This window comes from Chondrinema litorale, assembly GCF_026250525.1.
Classification (GTDB): domain Bacteria; phylum Bacteroidota; class Bacteroidia; order Cytophagales; family Flammeovirgaceae; genus Chondrinema; species Chondrinema litorale.
This window is the reverse complement of record NZ_CP111043.1, coordinates 4,144,593-4,165,896: the sequence shown is the minus strand read 5'-3', so window position 1 is coordinate 4,165,896 and position 21,304 is coordinate 4,144,593. Positions and strand designations below refer to the sequence as shown.

General features: G+C 33.7%; 16 protein-coding genes and 1 tRNA gene. 9 read left to right on the top strand and 8 right to left on the bottom strand.

Annotation, left to right across the window (positions count from 1 at the left end):
- Positions 1 to 106 precede the first annotated feature (106 nt).
- The gene (locus tag OQ292_RS17205; protein ID WP_284683379.1) at positions 107 to 1,786 is read right to left on the bottom strand and encodes a glutamine--tRNA ligase/YqeY domain fusion protein; all 1,680 of its coding nucleotides are present in this window, start codon (positions 1,784 to 1,786) and stop codon (positions 107 to 109) included.
- A gap of 347 nt (positions 1,787 to 2,133) precedes the next feature.
- On the opposite strand from OQ292_RS17205, the gene OQ292_RS17200 reads away from it, so the two are divergent.
- The 4 genes from OQ292_RS17200 (at position 2,134) to OQ292_RS17185 (ending at position 4,763) form a co-directional block, all read left to right on the top strand.
- On the top strand, positions 2,134 to 2,679 hold the full coding sequence (locus tag OQ292_RS17200) for an RNA polymerase sigma factor (RefSeq protein ID WP_284683378.1): 546 nt from the start codon (positions 2,134 to 2,136) through the stop codon (positions 2,677 to 2,679).
- Between the two features lie 10 nt (positions 2,680 to 2,689).
- On the top strand, positions 2,690 to 3,598 hold the full coding sequence (locus tag OQ292_RS17195; protein WP_284683377.1) for a tetratricopeptide repeat protein: 909 nt from the start codon (positions 2,690 to 2,692) through the stop codon (positions 3,596 to 3,598).
- Positions 3,599 to 3,669: 71 nt separating this feature from the next.
- Positions 3,670 to 3,888, top strand: coding sequence for a hypothetical protein (locus tag OQ292_RS17190; protein ID WP_284683376.1), 219 nt, complete (start codon positions 3,670 to 3,672; stop codon positions 3,886 to 3,888).
- On the top strand, positions 3,888 to 4,763 hold the full coding sequence (locus OQ292_RS17185) for a DUF4349 domain-containing protein (protein ID WP_284683375.1): 876 nt from the start codon (positions 3,888 to 3,890) through the stop codon (positions 4,761 to 4,763). The genes OQ292_RS17190 and OQ292_RS17185 overlap by 1 nt, the downstream gene beginning before the upstream one ends.
- On the opposite strand, the gene OQ292_RS17180 is transcribed toward OQ292_RS17185, so the two are convergent.
- Both OQ292_RS17180 and OQ292_RS17175 read right to left on the bottom strand, forming a co-directional pair.
- Positions 4,752 to 5,822 (bottom strand): tetratricopeptide repeat protein, encoded by a 1,071-nt coding sequence (locus OQ292_RS17180; RefSeq protein WP_284683374.1) that lies wholly within the window; start codon positions 5,820 to 5,822, stop codon positions 4,752 to 4,754. The genes OQ292_RS17185 and OQ292_RS17180 overlap by 12 nt on opposite strands.
- A 38-nt stretch (positions 5,823 to 5,860) precedes the next feature.
- A complete protein-coding gene (locus OQ292_RS17175; protein WP_284683373.1) occupies positions 5,861 to 7,216 on the bottom strand; it encodes a M20/M25/M40 family metallo-hydrolase in 1,356 nt (451 codons plus the stop codon).
- Positions 7,217 to 7,363: 147 nt separating this feature from the next.
- On the opposite strand from OQ292_RS17175, the gene OQ292_RS17170 reads away from it, so the two are divergent.
- Positions 7,364 to 7,437, top strand: a tRNA-Ala gene (locus OQ292_RS17170).
- A gap of 36 nt (positions 7,438 to 7,473) precedes the next feature.
- Here the strand turns inward: OQ292_RS17170 and OQ292_RS17165 are convergent.
- Positions 7,474 to 8,868, bottom strand: coding sequence for a RagB/SusD family nutrient uptake outer membrane protein (locus OQ292_RS17165; RefSeq protein ID WP_284683372.1), 1,395 nt, complete (start codon positions 8,866 to 8,868; stop codon positions 7,474 to 7,476).
- Between the two features lie 205 nt (positions 8,869 to 9,073).
- Here OQ292_RS17165 and OQ292_RS17160 point away from each other — a divergent pair, with 205 nt between their 5' ends.
- Together OQ292_RS17160 and ispE are read left to right on the top strand one after the other, a co-directional pair.
- On the top strand, positions 9,074 to 13,324 hold the full coding sequence (locus tag OQ292_RS17160; RefSeq protein WP_284683371.1) for a hypothetical protein: 4,251 nt from the start codon (positions 9,074 to 9,076) through the stop codon (positions 13,322 to 13,324).
- Between the two features lie 45 nt (positions 13,325 to 13,369).
- Positions 13,370 to 14,176, top strand: a complete 807-nt coding sequence (ispE, locus tag OQ292_RS17155; protein WP_284683370.1) for a 4-(cytidine 5'-diphospho)-2-C-methyl-D-erythritol kinase — start codon at positions 13,370 to 13,372, stop codon at positions 14,174 to 14,176.
- A gap of 9 nt (positions 14,177 to 14,185) precedes the next feature.
- On the opposite strand, the gene pnuC is transcribed toward ispE, so the two are convergent.
- Together pnuC and serA are read right to left on the bottom strand one after the other, a co-directional pair.
- Positions 14,186 to 14,788 (bottom strand): nicotinamide riboside transporter PnuC, encoded by a 603-nt coding sequence (gene pnuC, locus OQ292_RS17150; protein WP_284683369.1) that lies wholly within the window; start codon positions 14,786 to 14,788, stop codon positions 14,186 to 14,188.
- A gap of 6 nt (positions 14,789 to 14,794) precedes the next feature.
- Entirely contained in the window at positions 14,795 to 16,687 is a 1,893-nt protein-coding gene (gene serA / locus OQ292_RS17145; RefSeq protein ID WP_284683368.1) for a phosphoglycerate dehydrogenase, read from the bottom strand.
- Positions 16,688 to 16,846: 159 nt separating this feature from the next.
- On the opposite strand from serA, the gene OQ292_RS17140 reads away from it, so the two are divergent.
- Complete coding sequence (locus OQ292_RS17140; RefSeq protein ID WP_284683367.1) at positions 16,847 to 17,872, top strand: toll/interleukin-1 receptor domain-containing protein; 1,026 nt, start codon at positions 16,847 to 16,849, stop codon at positions 17,870 to 17,872.
- A 154-nt stretch (positions 17,873 to 18,026) separates the two neighbouring features.
- A complete protein-coding gene (locus tag OQ292_RS17135) occupies positions 18,027 to 18,506 on the top strand; it encodes a hypothetical protein (protein ID WP_284683366.1) in 480 nt (159 codons plus the stop codon).
- Positions 18,507 to 18,578: 72 nt separating this feature from the next.
- Here OQ292_RS17135 and OQ292_RS17130 read toward each other — a convergent pair whose 3' ends face one another.
- Both OQ292_RS17130 and OQ292_RS17125 read right to left on the bottom strand, forming a co-directional pair.
- Positions 18,579 to 19,838 carry a DUF819 family protein gene (locus OQ292_RS17130; RefSeq protein WP_284683365.1) on the bottom strand — a complete coding sequence of 420 codons (1,260 nt, stop codon included), beginning with the start codon at positions 19,836 to 19,838 and terminating at the stop codon, positions 18,579 to 18,581.
- A 42-nt stretch (positions 19,839 to 19,880) separates the two neighbouring features.
- On the bottom strand, positions 19,881 to 21,200 hold the full coding sequence (locus OQ292_RS17125) for a type IX secretion system plug protein (protein WP_284683364.1): 1,320 nt from the start codon (positions 21,198 to 21,200) through the stop codon (positions 19,881 to 19,883).
- Positions 21,201 to 21,304 lie beyond the last annotated feature (104 nt).

The window sequence follows — 21,304 nt, the reverse complement described above, 5'->3', positions numbered from 1 at the left end:
ATAATACTATCCATAATGACCTGTTTTTGAGCTAATTTCGAAGCGCAGACCATACCCTATTTACTTTGTGGTAGCTTTACGGATAATCATTTTGTATTATTAAAACTTATTTCTTATTTAACTTAGCCCAAGTATCTCTAAGAGTTACTGTTCTGTTAAATACCAATTTGTTTTCATCAGATTCTCTGTCCACACAGAAATAACCCTTTCTCTCAAACTGATAATTCTTTTCTACTTGAGCATTTTTAACAGAAGGCTCTATTAGCGCATCAGAAATAACTACTAAAGAATCTGGATTAATAAACTCTTTAAAGTCTTTCTCCTTATCTCCAGAAGGATCTTCTACAGTAAATAATCTGTCGTATTCCCTTACTTCTATTTTTAAAGCATGCTCAGCAGACGCCCAGTGTAAAGTACCTTTTACTTTTTTACCTGTTGTATCTGAACCACTCTTTGTTTCTGGATCATAAGTACAAAGTAATTCTACTACCTCGCCGTTTTCATCCTTAACTACCTCCTCACATTTAATAATATAAGCATATTTTAACCTTACTTCTTTACCCGGACTTAGCCTAAAGAATTTTTTAGGAGGATTTTCCATAAAGTCATCTTTCTCAATAAAAATCTCTTTTGAAAAAGGTATTTCTCTGGTTCCTGCGTCAGGGTCTTCTGGATTATTAATAGCTTTTAAAATCTCCGTTTGACCTTCAGGGTAGTTTGTAATTGTAATCTTAAGAGGATCTGTTACACACATTACTCTGTTAGCATATTTATTCAAATCTTCTCGTACACTATGCTCAAGTACAGCTACATCAACAATTCCGTCTCTTTTTGCCACTCCTATCCTAGTCGCAAAATTCCTTAAAGATGTAGGTGTATAACCTCTTCTTCTTAATCCTGAGATAGTAGGCATTCTAGGGTCATCCCAACCATTTACATGATTCTCAGTAACTAACTGAAGAAGTTTTCTCTTACTTAAAACTGTAAAAGTTAAATTAAGTCTCGCAAACTCAATTTGTTGTGGGTGGAATACATTTAGTTGATCTAATAACCAATCATAAAGAGGTCTGTGAACTTCAAATTCCAATGTACAAATAGAATGAGTAATTCCTTCTATAGAATCAGAGAGTCCATGAGCCCAATCATACATCGGATATATGTTCCAAGCGTCGCCTGTACGGTGGTGATGTACCTTTTTAATTCTATAAAGTGCCGGGTCTCTTAAATGGATATTAGGAGAAGCCATATCTATTTTAGCTCTCAATATTCTAGAACCACTTTCAAATTCACCATCTTTCATTTTGGCAAATAGGTCGAGGTTCTCCTCTACACTCCTATTTCTATATGGACTCTCTTTACCTGGCTCTGTAGTAGACCCACGCATTGCATTAATTTCATCAGGAGTAGAATCATCTACATAAGCTTTTCCTTGCTTAATTAATGCTACAGCAAAGTCGTATAGCTGCTGAAAATAATCTGATGCAAAAAACTCTCTTTCATCCCAACTGAAGCCGAGCCACTTTACATCTTTCTTTATAGAGTTTACATACTCGTCATTTTCTTTTTCTGGGTTAGTGTCATCAAATCTTAAATTACACAAACCATCATATTTCTGTGCCAGTCCGAAATTAAGGCAAATAGATTTCGCATGCCCTATATGAAGGTAACCATTAGGTTCCGGAGGAAACCTTGTATGCACTCTTGCCTCATTTTTCTTTTCACTTATATCCTTCTCAATTATACTTTCAATGAAGTTTAATGATTGCCTTTCTTCAACATTTCCCATTATTGGAGTTTTTATTTATAAAAAAGTACCGCAAAGATATATTATGAAATAATAATCTGCATTTTCTTAAAAAATAAAGCAAAGTTAATTTCTTTTTATACTTATAAAGAATTGTATAGCCGTTTTTTATGCAACTTAATTCTCAGCTTTCAATTCTAATAAAAATAACTCAATTAAGACTTATACATTATCTTCTTTTGAAGATAGTAAAAAGAATAATTTTTACTTCTCTGGCAGCTTGAATTGGGCATTTTTTCCTAAATTGGCTCATAATTTTTTTAAATTATTCTTCTGAACAAGGTTACTTTAAATAACAATCTCAATTAAAAGTAGTAATGGATGACATTATGATCGTAGAGAAGATGAGTGGTGGGGATACTAAGGTTTTAAAAAACATATATAACCAGTATCATCATGAATTCATCGGGCTAATTATTAGGAAATTTCCAAAATTAAAATATGACGATGCAGAAGATATTTTTAACGACGCTATGGTGAGTCTATATGAAAATATCACTAAAGGAAAACTAACAAAGGAAAATCTTACTAGCACTTTAAAAACCTATTTCTTTCAAATTGGTATCAATAAAACACTTGCCTTTGTAAAAAAGAGTAGTCGCTTTAACGATATTCAGGTTGAAATTAAAAAGAATGAAAGTGAAACCTTTGAAATTCTAGACGATGAAGAACTAGAGTTTGAAGATAAACTGAAACAAGTAGAAGCGTGTATGGTTAAAATGGGAAACCCCTGTAAAACCCTACTAGAGCTATATTATTACCATAAGTGTAGGATGATTGAAATAGCAGAAAGATTAGGCTATAATACGGCTGACGTAGCCAAAAACCAAAAAGCTAAGTGTATGAAAAGACTTAGAAAATTGTTAGTCAATTGAATTGTTACCAATGGAGAATGAACTAAGAGATATTGAATTAATCGAAAACTACCTAGACAATCGATTGTCTGAAGAAGAAACAGCCAACTTTAGACAAAAAATTAACGACAATCCCGATTTTGCCAAATTGTTCGAAGATTTAAAGTGGATAATTCCTGGAATTAAATATACTTCCAGAAATCAGCTTAGAAGAGAATTATTAAGCTATTCTAACGACTTAGATAAGTTTGATGAGAATAATTTACCAGCATCGGAATTTGACTTAGAAAAAGATTTTGGTGTATTCGTTTCTGAAAAACAACCTGCTTCACCACTACATGTAAGTAGTAAAAATGAGAATAACTCTGAAGCACCATTTCAATCCAAATTTTTTCTATACAGTATTGCTGCAAGCATAGTAATACTAATAGCATTAACGTTTGTATTTTTCCAAACCTCTGAGCCGGAAGTAGCTTTCCAATTAGCTTACAATGAAATTGGACAAGGTGCTTATCCATTTATTAGAGAGAATCCGGAAGATATAGAGTTGAATCGGTCAAGTATACCTCAAGTAACTGCAGATAAGATACAACAAGCTTATTTGGAGTACCAGGAAAGGAATTATGAAGTGGCAATTAAATTGTTTGAAGAAGCTAGAAAAGAAGACAAAGAGAAAGATGCAAAACTGATATTCTATTTAGGAAATGCTTATTTGGCGAATAACAATCCTCAAAAAGCCATAGATACCTTTTTAGAAATATCAGATTATAATCACGATTATCTATCAAAAACTAAGTGGTATTTGGGCTTGGCTTTTCTTAAAAATGGCGACTTAAACAAAGCACAAGAAGTTTTTGAAGATATGCAGGAAAATATTTCTGATTCTTATAAAGACAAAGCCATAAGAGCTTTAGAGGAGATTAAATGGGGAATTTACTAGACTGATGTTTTATGCACTTTTTTTATGTATATTAAAATACCATTTTTAACTCTAACTATAAAACTAATCTCATGTCTAAAATTGTCAGAAAAGTATCCAATAATGCGAGTGAAATCATTCTAGAATTTACTGATGGCAGCAAACAAACTTTTCCTAAAGAAAGCTCTTTTAAACTTCTTCAAGATGTAGAAGATGAAAGATTAAAACCAATTGAAACCGCCGCTTATGCCGCTGTTACAGCTGCTGGCGCTACTTATACAATTGAAACAATTGTATCTGCTTTGATGTAATGAGAAAAACTTATATAATATTTTTATTATCAATTTTAGTTTCCTGCCAGCTTGAACAAAGCAGGCAGGAAACTTTTAGTACAGAAGCTAAAGTAGCTGAAAGCGCTCTTGCTTTTGAAGATGAAAGTTACGACGATGCTGAATTTGCCAGATCAATATCTAATAAACAAGAGCAAAACCAATCTCCCTCACCCCAAGAAAAAAAGTTAATCAAAACAGCAGACATCAGATATCAAGTGATTGATATTGAGGCATGTTATGAGAAAGTAAAAAAATTAGTCGCTGATAGTAACGCAGTTATATTTACAAGTAATCAAGAAAATTATAGCTATCAAGTTTCTTATAACCTAGTAATTAGAGTAGAAAACAAGAAGTTTGAAGGCTTGGTAGAATCTTTAGTTTCTTATGCTGATTTTGTAAACTCAAAACAAATTAACACACAAGATGTAACTGAAGAATTTGTAGACATTTCTGCCAGACTAAATGCCAAAAAGAAAATTGAAGAGAGGTATTTAGAAATACTAAAACAAGCAAAAAGTATAGAAGAAATACTTGAAGTTGAAAAGAAGTTAGGAGAAATTAGAGAAGAAATAGATGCCACTGAAGGTAGACTCAGATATTTAAGTAATCAAGTTTCATTAAGTACAATCCGATTAAGTTTTTACCAAACCATTGAGCAAGAAAATACAGCCATTACTCCGGGGTTCTTATCTAGAATTGGAAAAGGCCTAAACAGCGGATGGGATATTTTTCTCGATTTTATAGTCTCTTTAAGTTATATATGGCCTTTTATAATCCTAGCTATTATTGCTTTCTACATAATAAAAGCTTTGATAAAAAGACGTCGAAAAAAGAAAACGCTATCAAATTCCTGAGCAGTATTTCTCTATAAGTACTTCAGCTTGTCGTACACCTTTAACTTTTGCTTCATTCCAGTAATTGCAAGCTTCTATACTATCACTTTTGAAGTTTAAAGCATGCCAGCCTAAATAATAAAGTGCCTCGCCATTGCTTTGTTTTTCATTTTTTGCCTCTTCCAAAAAGGATAATGATTTTTGATACTCTCTTTTTTTCTGTAGACAAACTCCTTTCCCAACCAAAGCATCATAATCTTTAGGAGCTTTATTTAATAGCTTATCATAATACATAAGTGCTTCATCAAAGTTTTGAAGTTTATACAAGTATAGTTCAGCTAGCTTTCTTTGTAGTTCAGAATTATCTGGTAACAAATTAAATGCTTCTTTAAAGTCAGAAACAGCATTATCAGTTTTATGTAAAGCCATATTCACTTTTCCTCTCAACAAATAATAATTCCCTACACTATCTTCTAAATTATTAGCAGTATAAATAGCTTTATCTAAATTATATAAGCTTTCTATATTGTTCTGACCTTCATTAAACAAGATTTTACCAGTTAAATAATAAGCTTCTGAAAGCCCCTCGTCTTTTGTAACAGCTCCTTCTAGAAATTTTAAGGCATAAAAAGAATTATGGTTGATATAATAATGCTCTTTTGCTTTACTCAACATCGTTCTGGCAGCTTGCGTCTCCATAAATGAGAAGAAGAAAAAACCTAATACAATGAACACTGTAAAGCCAGCAAAAATGTAGAAATAAAGAAATCTTACTTTTCTAGCTTCCGGCCTTACTTTTTTACCTTTATAGTATGTTCTAGGTCTTCTTTGGCTTTGTTGAGCTTCCTGCTCTTGCTGTAACTGAAATCCATATCTTAATAGAAAATCATACGTTGCTCTTTTATCAGGGTCAGACAAAACCTGATAAGCTTCATTTATTTCTTTAAACTTTTCCTCAGCCTGCAAATTATTTGGATTCCTATCAGGATGATACTGCAAAGCCAGCTTCTTAAAACTGGCTTTGATCTCAGTAGTGCTTGCTGTTGGAGGAATTAAAAGAACTTTATAATAATCAACCAATTAAAAAATAATTTAAATATTCTCTTTGTATTTATAAATCACCTTTTGGGAACTGGAAAAATAGCTAAACTTTCATGCCCTTCTTCATCTACTGCTTGAACCGCAAAAAAGTAATTGTCTTTTGAGTAAGGTATAACAGCTTCGTTACCTTCAACATAAAATTTCTTCTCCCACAAAGGCTGATATGTTTCACGCATCAAAACATAATATCCTTTAGGTTTCTTACCTATTTGAGGATCGTCCCAAACTAGTCTTGTGCTATTACTTAAACCAGAAACATCTACCCCTACATTTTCTGGTGAAGCTGGTGCCCAAGCTAAGTTAGCCAGTGTTGCCAAATTTACTCCAGCATTTTTTCTGGCATATTCAAAATCCATAAACTCTGGTAAATCGCCATACTGTATGCCATCTTCTTTTCTTACAGTTTGGTGTTGATGATAATAATTTTCATTCATCTCACACATACGAACTGCTGTAAATCCTTTTCTGGCAAAAGGTGTATGATCTCCTCCGCGCAAAAATCGGTCATTTCTATAAACCAATTTTACTTCCAGCTGATCTACATATCTTTCTCCCACTTCTTTAATATATCTTGCCAATTGTCGAGATTTACTATCGTTTTCTGCACTTGTATATCTTCTCATTCGCTCCATTTCTTCTGTTTCAAATGCAGGCACACCCTCACTAAAAACTCTCACTTGCGTATTATCTAGCAAATTTGTTCCACTAGAAGTGCTATTTCCTACCATATCGTTATTAACTACAGCAACTAAGTTTGTACTATCTGCCAATAACTTATCTGCCATGTAACCAGCTCCATATAAGCCTTGCTCCTCACCTGTTACCGCCATAAATATAATTGTTGAAGGAAACTCTCTTTTACTCATAATTCTGGCTAATTCCATTACAACTGCCACACCAGAACCATCATCATTCGCACCTGGCGCGTCTATTTCTGTATCCATTACATCTGTAGCTCGCGAGTCCAAATGCCCTGTAATTAAAAACACTCGGTCATCGTCGGGATTAGTACCTTTTAAAACCCCAACTACGTTGGCTGATAAAGCTTCTTCTGGAATTCTTCTACCATCAGCCTCAATGGTATATTCATCAATTTCTGCGGTAAATCTTCCACCAGATTCTTCGGCATAAAGATCAAACTGACTTTTCACCCATATTCTTGCAGCACCAACACCTTTATCCTTGCTTTTTGTATCACTTAAAGTATGTCTGGTACCAAAAGTTACTAGTTTTCTCACATTGGCTTCAATATTCTCTGCCGAGATTTCAGAAACCATTTTAGCTATTTCAGCATCCCTATTAATAATTTCTTGAGCATTGATTGATGTAGTAATGTATAACCAGAGTAGACCAAACAGTAAAATTGTCTTCATAATTGCTAGTTAATTTAGTAAAACTTATTCTTACAAAATTTATATATTCATAAATATAAAGGCTCCACATCCAAATTTTCATTCAATGTCAAATTTTTAAAGAAAATTGTTGATTTAATGTTTATGCATATATTTGCATAAAGTTATGGGGGATTAGCTCAGTTGGCTAGAGCGCTTGCATGGCATGCAAGAGGCCATCGGTTCGAATCCGATATTCTCCACAAAAAATCCCTTTCGCTTTGAAAGGGATTTTTTATTTAGTAACCTTTGTTTTGCTTAAGATTCCACTTTGAGAAGAATTCGTCTTGTAAGACTGTTTCTGGAATGGGAAAAAGCAAGTGTTTTTCAGATATGGTTAACTCAGGAAATTGCTTTTGTATAAAGTCTGCTCCCCACCTTCTATAATCAAACAGGCTTCTTGCTTCTAATACAAACTCTTTCTCCTTTTCAATTTGTAGTAGCTCTACAAATTCAGTGGAAGTTAAAGTATTTTTTTCTAATGGAGATTGTCCACTTCTTTCTCTTACAAGATTAATACCTGTTAATCTTGATCTATCTTGAGACGAAATATGATTTAAGCATTCAGACTGCATCAACCATACATCTGCCAACCTAGAAACATAAATTAATGAATTTGAAGTAGAGCTTATTAGCGGATTATATTTTTTATAATACCATTTACCTTGATCATAACTTAGTACAGCACTTTTCCTACTATCAACATCACCTAACATAGAAATAAATTCATTTGAAGGAATTACAAATACAGCTCCCAGATCGCTTTTCTTTGTTAACTCTAAATAGTAACTTGTTTTTACAATGGCCTCAACACCAACGGCTAAATTTTCCTCAAATAAATTCGCATAGTTTTTTTCCAAAATAAACTTACCACTATTTATAATGTCATTAAACTGTTTAAAAGCTAACTGCCATTCATCGGCGATTCCTTTGGAAGATCGGTATAAATAAACCTTACCTAATAATGCTTTTACAGCCCAATGACCTGATACTTTGTATTGTGTTGTACTAGCCGAAACAGATCCTTCTTTTAATTCTAGAGCATGGTTTAAATCACTAAAAATAGTTTCCCATAGATAGTCTTGATTATCTACACTTACCACATTAACATTCTCAAAATCTGATTTACTATTAATTTTTTCATTTAATACTGGCACGTTACCATACATCACTGCTAACTCGAAATAATAAAATGCTCTTAAATAACAGGCTTCTAAGTACAACTGCCTAGCAAAGGCATACTGTTTTACACTTTTATAATCCAGACTTTCTATAATGCTATTAAGATGTGATATTGCCTTATACATATCTTCCCATACCACTTGGAAAGAATAATTATCAGCTGACCAATTGTATTGATCTAAAGCAATTTCATCAGCATTTTTGCTGCCAGCGGTTACAGCAAGCGAAGGTAGATTTTGAATCAATAGATAATGCTCACTAGTAATGTTTCTTGCAAGTTCATCAAAGATGATACTTCTTAACTCATTCATCTCAGCTTCATCAGAAAAAGAATATTCTTTAAGATTTAAATCTGAAACAAGATAGTGCTGTGGCAGGTAATCCTCATCACTACACGAAAATACAAAAAAAATAAAGCTGAAAATAAAAAATTGCCTTCTCAAAAAATCCATTTATACTATTATATTGGCGTAAATACAAAAAGCTTTTTGCCTTTATTTAGTATCAAGATTTCCTCACTTGTAAGTTTTATGTAGAATTATTTCAAATAGCCTACTTCAGATTTAAGAAATATTGACGAACTACGTTTCAATGTAGTATTGCATCGAACTCATTACTGTAATGACATATAAATACTTCTTAAAGTGCTCTTTTGCGATGAAAGGATTTTTAAATATTCTCAGAAAACAGCCATTAACTTTTAGTCAGATATTTAAAAAGCATCTTCTAATTTTTTGTGGGCTTATATTTTTTGCAGGCTTTACTCTGCAAGCACAAACTGGTATCTACATTAACAACAATGATAAATATACGCAATCTGCCAAGGTGGATATTACTATAAAAATCATGGATGTAGATAGTTTACTAATTAGTAACGATCCTTCTTTTCCTGCTGCTAGTTGGCAAACCGTTAGCAATCACTTACAATGGGAGTTACTACCTGGAGATGGCAAAAAAGAAGTATTTTTAAAATATAAAGACCGCGACGGGAATATTTCTCAATTAATAATGGATAGAATTATTCTCGATACCGAGGCTCCTAAAAACGGAGAGGTAGTATTAAATGAAGGGAATAATTACCTCAATTATCTCGAAAACATCATAATAGAATCTACTATTACAGGTGCAGACTGGATTATCGTGAGCGAAAATTCAGACTTTAAGCATGCCAGATGGGAACCATATTACCAAAAAATTAAATACAACTTTACACCTGGTGACGGAGAGCGAAATATATATGTGAAATTTAAAGATCATGCAGGTAATGAATCTGAAGTTTATGAAGATAAAGTAACTATCGATACCAAAGCACCATTTGATGCTAAAATTGAAATAATTCATGGAGCAATTGTGATTGATAGCTTAACTGGCGAAAAATATCTAAATGAGCATAACAACCTGGTAGATTTAAAACTACATGTAAAAGAAGGCAAATACATGAAACTGGCAAATGGTGCTGCATTCTTCGGTCTTAAATGGCGCTTATACGACGAAAAGTACTACGATTGGGAACTGGGTAATTACAAAGATGGCAGGTATAGAGTAGCAATTACCTATAGAGACATTGCTAAAAATGAATCTAAAGTTATTTATGATGAAATAATTGTAGATACAGCCCCACCTTTTGGAGGTAAAATCTTAATAAATGATGGAGATATCTACATAAAAGACCCAGAAGTTGAGCTAAAAATATGGGCATCGGATGCTAGGTACATGATGGTAAGTAATGAACCAGATTTTAATGGTAGAAACTGGGAGCCTTTTAAAGAGAAAAAAAAGTGGAAATTCAGTACCGAAGATGGCAACAAGAAAATCTATGTGAAATTTAAAGACGTTGCTGAAAATGAATCAGAAATTTCTTCTGACGAAATTATGATGGATGCCACCCCTCCACACGATGCCAAGGTTATCTTAAATAATGGAGATGAAAGAACACAGTATGCATATGTAAATGCAGTTGTTAAAGCTGAAGAAGCCACTTTTATGCAGGTAAGTAACAGACCTGATTTTAAAGGAGAAATCTGGAAAAACTATCATAACAGTCCGATTTTTATCACATTAGAAAACTCACCTGGCTCCAAGAAAGTCTATGCAAGATTTATGGATGATGCAGGCAATATATCAGAAGCAGTTTCATCAGAAATATTAATTGAGGTAAAACCTGTAAGTGCAAAAATTGAAATCGATAATAATGCGGTCTATTGCAATAGAAGCGATAGGAATGTTAAACTTCACATTTTTGCTAAAGAAGCCGCTCAAATGATGGTGAGCAATACGGCAGATTTCTCTGGCGCAAATTGGGAACCTTATCAAACCGAAAAAGACTGGGTGCTAGAAGATAAAGATGGTGAAAAAACCGTCTATGTAAAGTTTAAAAGTGAAACAGAAACTCTTTCAGAGACTGCTTCAGACAAAATAATTTTAGATACGACTACGCCAATTCCAGTTAAAATTGAACTGAATAATGGCATTCCGAATACATTCAATCAAAAAATTCTGGTGAAGGTAGAAGCCAAAGAGGCAACACTTATGCAAATTAGTGAAGACAGCACATTTGAAGAAGTTAATTGGAAAGGATACACAAACCGCCACTTCAATTTTGTACTCACCAAGGTTTCTGGTACACAAAAGGTTTATACACGATTTAAAGATCAAGCAGATAATACTTCTGGAATCATTTCGGCAGAAATAAAACTTGAAATTAACCCAGTATTTGTAGCTATCTACATAGACAAAAATGCTGAGTTCTGTACCAACCCTGAAAGAACTGTAGAATTGGTTATCAATGCGAGAAGTGCTTCAGAAATGATGGTTAGTAACGATAAAGACTTTAGCAGTTCAGCATGGGTTCCATACAAATCAAAAATTCAATGGACTTTAAGTGAAGGAGAAGGTGTAAAAAGGGTTTATGCAAAATTTAAAAGTAAAACAGGCATCGAATCAGCTACAAAATATGATGACATTATTCTAGATATACTTCCACCACAAAATACTAATATTCAAATAAATAGAGGCAGAGAGAGAACTATAAAGCCAATAGTTGAGGTGAATGTAAATGCAGATGATGCCATAAGTATGCAAATTAGTAAATATCCAGATTTTCAAAAAGCTCGTTGGCTACCGTACTCAACTCAGCCTTTCCATTATTTTATTGGTAACGAGGGTGGCACACACACTATTTACACAAGATTTAAGGATATTTCTGGTAATATTTCAGAAGCAAAACCTGCTTCAGTAGTAAAAGAAGTTCAACCGCATAATGGCGATTTTGTAATAGATAATGATCAACCCTTTACAACTAACGACAATGGTAAAGTAGAACTCGATATTGTTACAGTAAGAGCTACTGAAATGATGATAAGTGAATCTGAAAACTTCAGCAACTCTGTTTGGCAACCACTCGAAAAGTCTGTCAAATGGAATTTATCTGGTGAAGATGGCTTAAAAACAATATATATGAAATTCAGAAGTAAAACACTCAATGAGTCGTCTCCTATTAAAGACCAAATATTGCTAGACAGAACACCTCCACAAAACTGTAGTATCATTTTAAATAACTTGGCTTGGTTACGCTATCTAAACCCCAACCATATACAAGTAAAAGTAAAGGCAGATGACGCATTCCAAGTACAATTAAGCGAATATGATAATTTTACTGGTAGGCCTTGGAGAGCTTATACAGATAAGCCCTTCCCATTTAAATTGAGCAAAACATCTGGTGAAATAACCATTTATGCCCGATTTAAAGATTTTTATGGGAATATCTCAGAAACAATACAGCAAACTATTACAATAGATGAAGTTTCTCCAGAAAATAACACACTCGCAATAAATGAAGGTAAGCAGCACACAAATTCTACCTCAGTTACAATCAACAGTTATTCAGAAGGCGCCAAAGAAATGCGTTTGGCAAACTCTTCTCATACACTGAAAAATGCCGAATGGAAAACATATCAAGAGAAAGTAAATTGGGAGTTAGCTAAAAGTGAAGATAATAAAAGAATTGTATACATGCAGTTCAAAGACACTTATGGTAACACATCTCAAGTTGCAACTGCTGTAATTGAATTAGACAGAGAAAAGCCCTCAAAACCTAAATTTGAAGTTCAAGATAATGCGCATGTAAACCACCCTGCTGGCGAGGTAAATTTAATTTTGCAAGCAGATGGAGCTACACAAATGATGGTTTCTAATGACAGAAGCTTTAGCGATGCTACATGGGAAACTTTATACCCTATTAAAAAATGGCATTTACCAGAAGGTGATGGTCCTAAAAAAGTATATGCCAAATTTAGCGACGAGGCAGGAAATGAAACTGAAGTATTAGAACTTGATTTAGTACTAGATAGAGATGCGCCAGAAGCTTTAAGCCTATCAATAAACAACGATGATATTATTACAGCTAAGCACGAAGTTATGCTAAAACTAGCTGCTTCTGGTGCTGATGAAATGATCATTAGTAATAATGGATTATTCGCATTGCCTCATAAATGGATGCCTTATAACAGTGAAAAGAAATGGAGGCTTTTTGGGCAAGATGGAGAAAAAACAGTTTATGTGAAATTTAGAGATAAAGCTGGAAATGAATCTCCTATCTTAACTCAAACGATCACACTAGACACAGAAGCACCAGTAATTTACACCTTTGAAATTAATAATGGTGAAACCGCTGTTGATGGCACTGATGTTAATCTTTTTCTAAATGTAAAACACATTAATGGTTTGCCAGATGCTAAGTTTTTACAATTATCTAATTCTAAAAACTTTTCAAGTGCTAACTGGGAGCCATTTTCTAATCAAGTATCATGGAGAATGTCTGGAAATGGCCTACAGAAGGTTTACATCAGATTAAAAGATGAAGCTGGAAATGTTTCTGTTCCATTTGAAGATAATATTACAGTTTACTGATTTGGAATTTTGAAAATTACATTTCAGTTTTGAGCAAAAAAGTATATGCTGGTATTTCCAAACGCGAAGATCAATCTGGGACTGAACATTCTTAATAAAAGACCTGATGGCTACCATAATATTGCCTCTTGCTTTTATCCGGTAGAATGGTGCGATGTTTTGGAAATTGTTCATTCTGATAAATTAGAAGTAAGCTTAACAGGTATTCCAATTCCAGGTAATAAAGATCAAAACCTGATAGTATCGGCATATCACTTAATCAAACAAGATTTTGATATTTCTCCTGTAAAAATCCATTTACATAAAGTAATTCCTATTGGTGCGGGTTTAGGTGGAGGCTCAGCAGACTGTGCTTTTGCTATTAAAGTTTACAACGAACTTTTCAAGCTCGATCTTTCTACTCAACAAATGGAAGAGTATGCTGGCAAATTAGGAAGCGACTGCCCTTTCTTTATAGAAAACAAACCAGTTAATGTGAGTGGCACAGGAAACATTTTCGAAAAAACTGAACTTAGTCTCGCCGGTAAGCACATTTTATTAGTGTATCCAGATTTGCATATTTCAACAGTGCATGCTTATAGTGGAGTTCTTCCAAATGAACCACAAATTAAAAACGCCGATATTCTGAATCAGCCAATAAAAAACTGGAAAGATAATTTGGTAAATGATTTTGAAAGAAGTGTTTTCCCGCAGTTCCCTGCAACAGAAAAGCTAAAAAGTAGCATGTACGAACACCATGCGATATATGTTTCTATGACAGGTTCTGGCTCTGCAGTTTATGGAATTTTTGAAGAAAAACCTGATATTCAATTTCCAAAAAACTATCAGGTTTTCCATTCAGAATTAAAGTAGAAAAACTTCTTATTTGTAGGCTAAGTCTGATTGCATAGATTTCTTCCAATTGAAGAAACCCATTGTAGCCAACGCGAGATACACAACATACAAGAAACTGTATATGTAAATACCTTTGTAGAAATAAAGAAATACACAAATAAGGTCTACTATTATCCAAACTATCCAGTTTTCGAGATATTTTTTAGTGAGCTGATACTGCGCTATTAAACTAAAAACCGTAGTAAAAGAATCCCAGAAAGGTAAATCTGCATCGGTATAATTTGAAAGGAAATACCCCAACCCTACTGTACCTACAACACCAATTACCAACATTAACATCAGGTTAGAAGATGAAGACCAAGTTACTTTTAATTCACTATGTTCTTTGCCTCCATATAGCCAATTATACCAGCCATAAAATCCCAGAATTACATAGATCACGTGCAAGCCCATATCTCCATACAACCTCTGTTGTAAAAAGATATAAATTGCCATGGCAACATTTATAATTCCAATTGGCCAACCCCAAATATTTTCTTTGGCATTTAAATAAACACAAACAATCCCAAATACAGCACTTATGGCTTCAATGGGATTGTCTATTATATAGTTTGTGATTAATTCAAGCATTTATTCTTAGTATAAAATCCTGAATTTAATAGTGTTTTCGATTGCCTTCAGGTCTTTGATTACATCACGATGATATTTTTTATCTATGTCGGTAATTACATAACCAACTTGCTCATTGGTTTTTAGATATTGTCCAACAATGTTTATTTCGTGCTTAGCTAATACTGAGTTAATTTTTGCCATTACACCAGACACATTTTTATGGATGTGCAATAGTCTGTGAGCATTGGTTAACTTAGGTAACTGTAAATTAGGGAAGTTCACACTGTTAAATGTGTTACCTGTATTTACATATTCAATTATTTTGCTTGGCACAAAGTCAGCAATGTTTTCTTGTGCTTCTAAAGTACTACCACCGATGTGTGGAGTAAGAATTAAGTTTGGTAAATTTCTCAATTCAGAATCAAACTCTTCATTGTTACTCTTAGGCTCTTTCGGGAATACATCTACCCCAGCACCTTTTATCCAGCCGCTTTTTAGTTTTTCAACCAAATAAGGAATATCCACTACAAAGCCACGAGAAAGGTTTAAGAAATAAGAGCCTTCTTTCATTTGGTCGAACTCTTCTTTACCAAATACCATCTTATTTTCTAATCTACCATCTACGTGTAAAGAAACAATATCAACAGTATTTAATAACTCTTTTAAAGAATAACACTTAGTTGCATTACCTAAAGCAAGCTTTTCAACCATATCGTAATAGTAAACATCCATACCCATACTCTCTGCCAACACAGAAAGCTGCGAACCGATATTTCCATAACCCACGATACCAAGCTTCTTGCCTCTTACTTCGTAAGAATCTTTTGCAGATTTATCCCAACTGCCTTTGTGCATAGAAGCCATTTTGTCTGGCAGATTTCTTAGCAACATAATTATCTCGCCAATCGCCAACTCTACTACACTTCTAGTATTACTAAATGGTGCATTAAATACAGCAATACCTTTATCTAGACATGCTTCTAGATCAATTTGATTTGTACCAATACAAAAAGCACCAACTGCCATTAGTCTATTGGCATTCTCTAATACTTTTTTAGTAAGATTGGTTTTAGATCTAATACCAAGAATAGATACATCCTTAATCGCTTCACAAAGTTCATCTTCGTCCATAGCGCTGCTAACAGTTTCTACCTGGTATCCTTCTCGAACAAAAATATCTCTTCCCTTTTCATGAATATTTTCTAGTAAAAGAACATTAATTCTGTTTTTAGGATAAGAGATCGCCATTGGAAGTTTATTCACATATAGCACTTCGTCGAAACTTGGTGCAATGTGATCTGCCTTACTGGCAACTTGTTCTCTGTTTACATTCTCGGTAAATGCATAAAACTGATTAGCCAAGCCAGCTTCTCTAATTTGATAATCAGTATAGCCATCTCCAATTACAAACACATCTCCATCAAGCTTAAGCTCTTTCATCAACTTCACTTTTCCATTATCTCCAGCTAAAGGATTGTTTCTATCGAAACCATTAATATTTCCTTCTTCATCGAATGTAAATGAGTTTGCATAAACATTAGATTCGAGAACGCCGTACTCTGTTACTATCGGAACAATAAAATCTTTAAAACCATTGGACATAATTATTACATCATCTCCATTTTGTCTAAAGAAGGCTTCGTTCCTTACTATAGAGTCAGATACCTTGGTTTTGAGTTTACTAACCAATAATGGTAAATGCGATGAGTTCGCTTCTAAAAGATTTACTCTTTGTTCTAAAGCATCAGCAAATGAGATACTGCCTTCCATAGCTTTGTCGGTAATTTCTCTTACCTTTCCTACAATAGCATCTTTGTCTGGCCTACCAACTAAGGCAATCTCACATAATTCGTCAAGTGCTTCTACTTTAGTGAATGTGCTGTCAAAGTCAATAATAAAATATTTCTTCCTCTTCATTATCAGAATTCAAAAAATTGGTGCAATAGTTAGAAATCTTTTCAAAGATAAAGGAATTTCTTTTAATGAAATGATGCCAGCAGATAATTTAAATCAATTAATAAATAACTTGTAGGAGATAAAAAATAATTAAATTTGTTTACATAACAGCTTAATTCAATGAAACTACTGGACAGAATCACTGTTTACCATCTAGACGAAGAAAAGCAAATTGAGCTTTATAAGGGCGATTTAACTGCAATCCCTCAAGATAAAGCTGTTGATGTACTGGTTATTTCGGCCTATCCTAACAGATACGAGCCAGACCCTAATTCATTAGTTAAGTGCCTGCTCGAAAAAAATGTAAATGTAAAAGAAATTGCAAAAGATAAAGCTGTAGACTTAAGACAAAACTTTTCTTGTTGGCTTTCTAAAGAAATAAGTGGACAAAATTTCAAGAAAATTCTTTGCTTTGAACCTTTAACAAGAGGTAATCCCAGTGAGCTTGTGGGAGAAATATTTCAAAGTTTAATGCCTTTTGTTTTTGTTCCTCCTGGAATAAAATCAATTGCCATGCCTTTGGTTACTTCTGGCAATCAAGGATTCGCGCCCGAAAGTATTCTTGAACCTTTAATAGATGCTGCTGCAAACTGGCTAACCATGGGTATGCCTGTTGAAAGAATCAGCATTGTTGAGATTGATGAAAATAAATCCAACGAACTTCTTAGAATATTTAAAGAAATAAAACATAAGTATGATCAGAAAAACAGCAAAAAGCAAAATAGAATTTTTAAATACGATCTATTTATAAGTTACTCACACAAAAATGATAAAGAGATAACTGAAATAGTAAATATGCTATTAAAACTCAAACCTGACATCAAAGTCTTCCTAGATAAAAAGGATTTAGATACTGGTTCAGGTTGGCAACAAGAACTTTATGATGCACTAGATAACTGCAGAAGAGTAATTGCATTTTTGTCTGCTCCATATATTGATTCCAAAGTTTGTAAAGAAGAATTTAACATAGCTGTTTTCAGGCACAGAGAAGAAGAAGAAATAGAGCCTGTATTAGTTCCCATATACCTTTATTCAGCAGAGCTTCCTACCTATATGAAGCTAATCCAATTTTCAGATTGTAGAGAAGCCAGCATAGAAAAATTAGCTGATGTATGTAAAGAAATTGTTGATTCTTTAACGAAATGAACATCTAATACTTCATACAAAGAAATATCTACAATTCATTCATAAAAATGATGATTTTTATCACATGTAAGTTTATAAACTTTATAATAAAGTTTATAGGCTTTAATGGCTGTTTGTTTGAAATAAATAATTCAAAACAAACAAACTTCATTTAATGAAAAAATTAACCACCCTCGTAGTCCTGCTTTTTTGCAGCCTATTTTTATATGGCCAGGATAAGAGCAGTACACCCGAAGAAATCTTTGGGCACTTAATTGGCTCAGATATGGAGGAACACCCCGGCTTTAAAAAAGAATACAGCTATGGTTTTGTAGACCTTGGTCTGGTAAATATTGGTGAAAAACAGCAACTATTTGGCGTTAGCTTAGAACCTGAAGTGGGTTATGCATTTTACAAAGGAAAACTTTGTTCAATCAGTTTTGAGTTCAAAAACGCAGATGCTTTTGATGAACTTTCTAAAATGTTTGGTAAACCAAGATATGCAGACACGGGCAATCAAGCACTTGGTGAATTATACTCATTTGTTTGGGAAGGAGAAAAAATAGCAATTAGCTATCCGGTATTTAACTACGGTAGCCAAGGAAGTCAATTTATTACCATAGAGGACAAAAAAGTCTCACAACAAAACTTTTAATAGGATCCAATCCACTTTAGTAAATTGTATGGAGTAAACAGTGTAACATTAAGTTGCACTGTTTTTTTATTTTTAAGGACTTACAAGTTGCATCAATTCTGCACAAATAATTGCACCGTACGTACCCAAAGCATAACCTAATACAGCCATTAACACTCCTACTGCTGCCAAAGCAGGGCTAAATGCAGCAGCAACAACTGGTGCAGAAGCTGCTCCACCCACATTTGCTTGGCTTCCTACTGCTACAAAGAAGAAAGGAGCTTTTATAATTTTGGCAGTAACTAACAACACCAAAACGTGGATAATCATCCAAATAATTCCAATTGCAAATAAGCCAAGATTGTTTAATATCTCACCTATGTTCATTTTCATACCAATAGTAGCTACTAATACATAAATAAACACACTGCCAAATCTGGAAGCCCCTACTCCTTCTATCTTTTTAAGCTTTGTAAAAGATAGTGCTAAACCAATTGTTGTAGCAATTACAACTAACCAGAAAAACCCAGATAAAAGTGATGTGAGGTTTAAGCTTTTTAATGTATCACTGTAGTTCTCCATAAACGGAGTTACAATATCAGATAACCAATGGGCTATTGCAGTTGCACCAAAACCTACTGCTAATACCAACATAGTATCTTTTAGCGTAGGCATTTTTGAAATGCTATCTCTGTAGTTTTCTACTCTAATTCTTAAGTCGTCAATAGCAGAATTGTCGGCTTTAAGCCATTTATCTATCCTATCTGAAATAGTTGCTCCATAAAGCAAAAAGCCCATCCAGATATTTGCTACGATCACATCCACCAAAAGCATAGATGCAAACAAATTATCGCTTGCTCCATAAATTTCTTTCATTGCTGTTTGGTTGGCTCCACCACCAATCCAACTTCCGGCAACTGTTGCCAAGCCTCTCCATACAGCATTAGGGCCTTCACCACCAGCTAATTCAGGGTCAAATACTCCTACAATTATTAAGGCTATTGGTCCGCCAATTATAATTCCCAAAGTGGCAGCAAAAAACATAATAATTGCTTTCGGCCCTAGGTTCATTATACCTTTAAAATCTATACTTACACACAAAAGTACTAAACTGGCTGGCAGTAAATACCTAGAAGACACAAAGTATAAATTAGAATCTTCACCAGAAATAATACCTAGACTATTAAAAATTGCAGGAAAAAAGTAACAGGCTAAAATTGGAGGGAAATACTTATAAAATGTTTGCCAAAATTTATTTTCACTTGAGGATGTAATTAACACCAATGCTAGAATTACCAATAAAATTCCGAGTACAATTGCATCGTTGGTGAATAAAACTTCTTGCCCTTCCATTTGCTAGTTTTTGTTAGAATTAGCTGATTTTATTTAAATTATTTATTTGCTTATTGAAACTGTTGTATAAGCTATTACTCTATCTCCTTTTCCAGTAATTGCTTTGTAATAAACAATTACATCATACTCATTCTCAGTTCGGTTATAGCTATTTTCAATAATTGAATCATTCAGTTTTTGATTTTTATAAACGGTGTACAAATAGTCGTATCTACCTTGCTTTAGCAACAAACTACCTTTGTAAGAACCAGAAGAAGCTTCATAAAAAAGCTTGTTTTCCTTTTTCAATTGCCAGTCGTTAAAGCTTCCAATTACATATACATCACCATCGTACGGATTACCCGATTCCAACACAAAGTTTACTTCGTTGTAATCTGCCTCAATTTCTGGTTCGTCAGCATTGCCTGCTTGTGCACCTATTACAAATCTACCATTAATATCGGTCTGTACTTTTTGAGAGTTAAATACCCTATCCTCTCTGCTCTTATCATGGTTTAAATATATAATATTCAAATCATCCATCCGCCTAACGTCCATTACATTTAAACCAGCTTTTTCATAACCAGTATCAAAAAAGCGAAATTCGTTTCCGCCCATAAAGGTATTTTCTTCATTAAAATAGTTAAAATCTAACTCGCCACTATTTTGCTTAACATACAATGGTTTTAAATCTATTATAGCAGTTTCCCATCTAAAATTCTTTCTTACTGTAGCCAAAACACTCTCCGATGGTCTGTCGAGTGTTAGTCCACCATAGTTTACAGTAAAGGTTACTCTTTGCTTGCTAAGTGCATCACCTGAGCCAAGCATATCAATAACTTCTGCACTCACTGAAGCAGACTCTTCATAAACAATAAATCTTTTTGTGAGAATAAAGTCATCTTCATCTCCACCTCGGTAAACCACTAATAAATAATTACCAGAAACTTTTACACTAGGCACTGTAAAAGTATAATGTACATAAGGAACTTTTGTACTGATAGAGAAATCGAAATCGGTAATATTAAACTCATTGTAAGAACTCAAATATTCAATTGGTCTGTATCGCGATTCTGTCCAGTCTCTGTTGCAATGTATCAGTTTTACATAGTAACTGTCTGAATCTTCAATAATATCGTCAAATTCTAGTGTGAGACTACCTTGGCCATTAATTGAGACTATAGGCTGAGTAAGTAAGCCATCACTGGTTGTAATAGCATTATATAATTTTACTGTTCTTATATAATCTTCGTAAACCCAGTCTTCGTTCTTTAGGGCTTTATCTCCTATCTCACCCATAAACTTTTTCCACTCTTGAGCATATCCACTCAAATTGAAGTTAAGGTATAGAATCAGTAAAAAAATCAGGCTTTTAAGGTTCATAGGAAAAATATATTTTTACATTTAATTAAGCTGATTGAATTCATTATTATAGAATCAAAAAATATTTTTTTGCAGCTAAGCTAAATAATTATAGCTCTAATACC

Bases quoted from the DNA above. Each gene is read 5' to 3' on its own strand.
- OQ292_RS17205 (WP_284683379.1), bottom strand. From the start codon at position 1,786: ATGGGAAATGTTGAAGAAAGGCAATCATTAAACTTCATTGAAAGTATA.
- OQ292_RS17200 (WP_284683378.1), top strand. From the start codon at position 2,134: ATGATCGTAGAGAAGATGAGTGGTGGGGATACTAAGGTTTTAAAAAAC.
- OQ292_RS17195 (WP_284683377.1), top strand. From the start codon at position 2,690: ATGGAGAATGAACTAAGAGATATTGAATTAATCGAAAACTACCTAGAC.
- OQ292_RS17190 (WP_284683376.1), top strand. From the start codon at position 3,670: ATGTCTAAAATTGTCAGAAAAGTATCCAATAATGCGAGTGAAATCATT.
- OQ292_RS17185 (WP_284683375.1), top strand. From the start codon at position 3,888: ATGAGAAAAACTTATATAATATTTTTATTATCAATTTTAGTTTCCTGC.
- OQ292_RS17175 (WP_284683373.1), bottom strand. From the start codon at position 7,216: ATGAAGACAATTTTACTGTTTGGTCTACTCTGGTTATACATTACTACA.
- OQ292_RS17165 (WP_284683372.1), bottom strand. From the start codon at position 8,868: ATGGATTTTTTGAGAAGGCAATTTTTTATTTTCAGCTTTATTTTTTTT.
- OQ292_RS17160 (WP_284683371.1), top strand. From the start codon at position 9,074: ATGAAAGGATTTTTAAATATTCTCAGAAAACAGCCATTAACTTTTAGT.
- ispE (WP_284683370.1), top strand. From the start codon at position 13,370: ATGCTGGTATTTCCAAACGCGAAGATCAATCTGGGACTGAACATTCTT.
- pnuC (WP_284683369.1), bottom strand. From the start codon at position 14,788: ATGCTTGAATTAATCACAAACTATATAATAGACAATCCCATTGAAGCC.
- serA (WP_284683368.1), bottom strand. From the start codon at position 16,687: ATGAAGAGGAAGAAATATTTTATTATTGACTTTGACAGCACATTCACT.
- OQ292_RS17140 (WP_284683367.1), top strand. From the start codon at position 16,847: ATGAAACTACTGGACAGAATCACTGTTTACCATCTAGACGAAGAAAAG.
- OQ292_RS17135 (WP_284683366.1), top strand. From the start codon at position 18,027: ATGAAAAAATTAACCACCCTCGTAGTCCTGCTTTTTTGCAGCCTATTT.
- OQ292_RS17130 (WP_284683365.1), bottom strand. From the start codon at position 19,838: ATGGAAGGGCAAGAAGTTTTATTCACCAACGATGCAATTGTACTCGGA.
- OQ292_RS17125 (WP_284683364.1), bottom strand. From the start codon at position 21,200: ATGAACCTTAAAAGCCTGATTTTTTTACTGATTCTATACCTTAACTTC.